At 46.4% G+C, this 1406-nt stretch carries 2 protein-coding genes and 1 pseudogene; all 3 read right to left on the bottom strand.

Annotated features, from left to right (window positions below; genetic code table 11):
- A partial coding sequence (locus ACFILY_RS08465) for a capsid protein (protein WP_375673310.1) occupies nt 1-836 on the bottom strand: 836 nt, incomplete at its 3' end.
- A gap of 12 nt (nt 837-848) precedes the next feature.
- Nucleotides 849-1190, bottom strand: coding sequence for a hypothetical protein (locus ACFILY_RS08470; RefSeq protein ID WP_375631562.1), 342 nt, complete (start codon nt 1188-1190; stop codon nt 849-851).
- Nucleotides 1187-1406, bottom strand: a pseudogene (locus ACFILY_RS08475) (hypothetical protein); the annotation flags it as partial. The pseudogene ACFILY_RS08475 and the gene ACFILY_RS08470, both read right to left, overlap by 4 nt.

Here is a 1406-nt window from a genome sequence, read left to right on the forward strand (position 1 = left end):
TCGCCCAACTGGGCGCTAAAGCCCCAACTGATCACCAAACCATCTGCCTGTTGTTTGGTAGGGTCAATATAAAGCAGTGCAATCTTATTGCCCCACACGCGTGCCAATTGTGCCGAACGCCCTTTACGTGCCAAATTCACTTGCGATTCACCAATGAGTAAACGATCGGGGTGTATTTCCATCAGATCAGCAAATTGCGCCTTGGTGACAAAACCATCAGCAGTGCCACCCCCTTTAACGGCTTTAATGATTTTGGGATGACGTTTGAGTTTTGACCAAACAACTTTGCCCATCACAATGGTGTTGGGCGTATAGACGAGACTTTTATCCATCGCCTCATCTAAAGTGGCATAAGGGTCAGATTTCTCATAATCGCTAAATTTATTTTCACCCTTAAGCGTAATCACCCGCTCTGGTGCGTAATTTTCACTTCTTTGCACAAGAGCTGCAACACGCACTTCACGCCCCAATTCTAGCAAATTGGCAAGTCCCTCTACAGCTGTCTTTTCGGGGTTATAACGAGAGCGCTTTTCTGCCCGTGCGCGTGCCGCTGCTTCAATATCTGAATTGGGGATGAGATCATCAAGTCCGTAATCTTTGACACTGGCTTCCCGTTCAAAGGCAGAAAATTCCACCACATTCGGGCGCCCTTTTCGCCCAACCTCAAGTTCAGGCACGGTAAAATTTTCTGCTAAAGGAAATTCACTATATTTAAACACCTCACTTAAAACACAAACGCGTGGCAAAACTCTATCGCCAATAAGAGAACCTGCTGGATTGCGATAACCAATAGCAATAGCGGTGAGTGTTGGATCAATGGGAAAAGGTCTGTTCATTTTATGCCTCGATTAATTAATTTTAAAAGAAATAACATCACCAGCAGAACCATCACTCATGGCAATACCAATGGTGCGATCTGCGGCTTCCGCTTTAATGGCGTGTCCTTTGGGGTCAGAGGTCAAAAAATCACCAAAGGAAACATTGCCTCCACAAACCACTTCGCCCCAACCACATTGGCCAACATCAATCATCTCACCAGCCTTTGCAATCAATGACCCAGCAGTCCCTAATAATTTATCACCCTTACCAGAAGCCGTTGCCACCATTCCGTCACCGCGCGCTGCAACAATGCAATAAGGTGAAATCACATCTCCAGCGCGAAAAGATTTAATCAAAATCATCGTACTCATAATGGGCGCTCCTTTTGCTCGCTAATATACTCAACCGCTTGGCTAATGGTGATGTCGAAGCCTTTTTGCTTCTGCTCTTCCTGATAATGGCGTGCCGCAAGGGCAACCTCTTCTGGAGCAAGCTTTGGTTCTTGCGCTAAGGCACACACTTCTAAAGGGCTTGTTGAGGCAAGCGCCGGCAACTTCTCGACCAAACTTTTAAAATGCTCCATCCCC

Source organism: Bartonella sp. CL25QHWL, assembly GCF_042195335.1.
Taxonomy (GTDB): domain Bacteria; phylum Pseudomonadota; class Alphaproteobacteria; order Rhizobiales; family Rhizobiaceae; genus Bartonella.